The organism is Agrobacterium sp. LR_9 (genome assembly GCF_041954855.1).
GTDB lineage: Bacteria > Pseudomonadota > Alphaproteobacteria > Rhizobiales > Rhizobiaceae > Agrobacterium > Agrobacterium leguminum.
Window position 1 is genome coordinate 1 of sequence record NZ_JAVAYA010000056.1, and the last position, 2,592, is coordinate 2,592.

At 55.7% G+C, this 2,592-nt stretch carries 3 protein-coding genes; all 3 read right to left on the minus strand.

The features are described 5' to 3' along the window. A partial coding sequence (locus RAC79_RS25520) for a protein-L-isoaspartate O-methyltransferase (protein WP_374997691.1) occupies positions 1-799 on the minus strand: 799 nt, incomplete at its 3' end. 55 nt (positions 800-854) lie between these two features. Continuing rightward, a complete protein-coding gene (locus RAC79_RS25525) occupies positions 855-1,304 on the minus strand; it encodes a hypothetical protein (RefSeq protein WP_078053767.1) in 450 nt (149 codons plus the stop codon). A 37-nt stretch (positions 1,305-1,341) separates the two neighbouring features. Further along, positions 1,342-2,313 (minus strand): hypothetical protein, encoded by a 972-nt coding sequence (locus tag RAC79_RS25530; RefSeq protein ID WP_193559590.1) that lies wholly within the window; start codon positions 2,311-2,313, stop codon positions 1,342-1,344. Positions 2,314-2,592 lie beyond the last annotated feature (279 nt).

The window sequence follows — 2,592 nt, forward strand, 5'->3', positions numbered from 1 at the left end:
CAATTGCACTTTGGTCGGGGAAGCGGTCAGCCTTTCTCCAGATAGACCGTATAGTCCGCGCCTCGTCGAAATTGGCCGGCACTCTGGAAGGAGCAACCTCTCTTGAAGCGCCCACGCATGGAATAAACCATGCCGGCATCAACGGTTTGGCACTGAAGCCGCCGCTGTCGGCCCGAACCAGCAGCGTCAGGGCAACTTCCTCGCTCGGTCGCCACGGAAAGATCATCCGACCGCCGGGCTTGAGTGCTCGTAGCCAGTCAATTGGAGGTGCTGCCGCTCCAGCATTCACATAGATCACATCGGATTTAGGGAGCCGCTTTTGAGTCGCGTCAGCGTTGATCACGCTTACTCCCTCGAAGGGTTCAAGATTAACTCGAGCTTTTTCAGCCAAGCTCTTGTCGATTTCGAAGGCTGTTACTGTACCTGTTGGCAACACGAGCATCGACAGGATCGCTGAGTAGTATCCCGTTCCCGCACCGATATGCGTGACCGCTTCTCCGCGTTGCGGTGCAACTGCTCCGAGCCAGGCCGCATGAAGCGAAGGCTCCCCGTTGTTGATTCCTTTGTCTGCATCAAGCGCCACCAGGACGTTATGGTAGAGGTAAACGGGATCAGCACTCGGCGTATCGAAATACCGGAGGTTGATCATGACTTTCCAGGGACCAGGCGGGAAGAAAGCTTCGCGGGGGACGACCTCGAAAGCCCTTTCGAGCCGCGGGTCGGACGACCTGCTCGCTTCTACCATCAACCGCGCGTAAAACCCGCGTATTTCTTCGATGCTGGCTCGTTCATTTGCCATGAGCTGGTCTCCTGTCGATGTAGAAAACATCTGACAAACCAATCGGAATTTGCCTTCAATCCGATATTCGGCGTTCGTTCAGGAAGTTTTCGATCTTTTTCGCTTCCTTCTCGTGGGCCGGCTGTTGCCCGGGGGAAAGTTTCTTTGGCGCGACCTCTTTCGGGGTATCAGGGGCTACGCCTGTCCCTGCTGTCTCAGCCGTGAAGTTGAAGCGTACGTCGCCATCGATTGGAAGGACGGCGATCTTTGCTTCGCATTTCAGGATCGCACGAACACCCGCTTGTGCGAATGCCTTATTGAGTGGCCCATCTCCTTTCGACACGACTTTCGGCACGCCTTTCAGTTTCCCATCTTCGAAATGTGCTTCGATGATGGCGGAGGTTGTCGCGCCGGCAGGAACCATAAAGCAGCCGAGGACGGCTTTCTGTAATCTGGCCTTGTCGTGATCGGAGGGTTCCGCTGCCATCGAGACTGATATCAGGAGCGGAAGAGCAAACGATGCCATGACAGTGGGCCGCCAGTGCTGCTTTTGGATTTTGCATCTATATGGTTTGCTCTTCGTGCCGCGCATAATCGATCGCTTCCGTTCGTTGTTCCGCATGTGATCGTAACCGCTCCTCGGGCACAATAACCAGGACGTTGAAACCTTGGTCGATATCAAAGGTCTGCGGGTCGAGCAGTTCGTTTACATGCTCCGAGCTGAACCAAAGCCAGATATTTTGATCGTAGACGGTCGCGACCGCTTCTTTCATGACATCTTTGATGGCTTCGATGATTTCGACCCCGGCCCCGCCTCTCGTATTGAGGTGCATGAGCTTTTTCCGTGCCGGGCTTCCCGCATCGGAAACAGCGATGGACACCCTGTCCTTCATGTAACTTTTGACCCGGACCCGCAGTCGCTTCGGGCGAGACGCATCAAATTGGTCGTTAATGGCTTTGACGCGCGCCTCGATGTCGGCATCGTCCAGGCGCTCCTTGGGCAAAACATCGTCCGCCGGCGCAAGCTCGTCGCCAAACTGCGCGCGTGCCACCTCGGCAGCGTGATGCGCGTATGCGAGATGAGTAACGGGTAGTGCCTTCAGCCATTTGCGGCGTTGCGTGATCGCCATCGACTTTGCCGCTTCCTCACCGAATTTGGCGATGGAGAAGTTTTCTCTTTTTTGCCCCTCACTGGTCATCAGCGTTGCCTGCCAGACATCCCCGTCAGCCGCATCAACGCGCCTCACGCCGGAAATTCCGCTCCGATTGTTCTTACGCAGAAGTACGGCCTGCTCGTGATTGGTGGCAGGCGGAATTGCAAGGATAATGGCATCGCGGTAGGCGCGTGCCTGACGATAGGCTGCATCGCCCGAACCGTAGACACTGTCCTTGAACAGCCTGACGATCCTGTGGCCGCGCCGCCTTAGGCTGACCCACCAGCCAGCACCGCGGTGTGCCCCGGCGGCTTCTTCTCGACGCAAGCCATAGTGGTCGGCGTCGTGTTTTGTCTGTTTCGGCCTTGCTCCAACCGGCACGTCCACCCCCTCCTGTCAGATTTCATCGATGGAATTTTGGCATATCCAGGTTGCGGAATTCATGGTGAATCCATGGTTTCGCCACAATGTTTGATTGCATTCTGTCGAGATTTTGGCAGTTGATTGATATTTTTCCGATCTTCCATCGAGGTTTGCCATGAATGATCAGACTTCTTTTTCCGATTTCATTCAGGCGAGCCGTGTGCTCAAGGTCAAGTCTCCGTTAGGGGAAGATCAGCTTCTGCCAGAGCGCCTGTCCGTCGAGGAGGGCGTATCGCA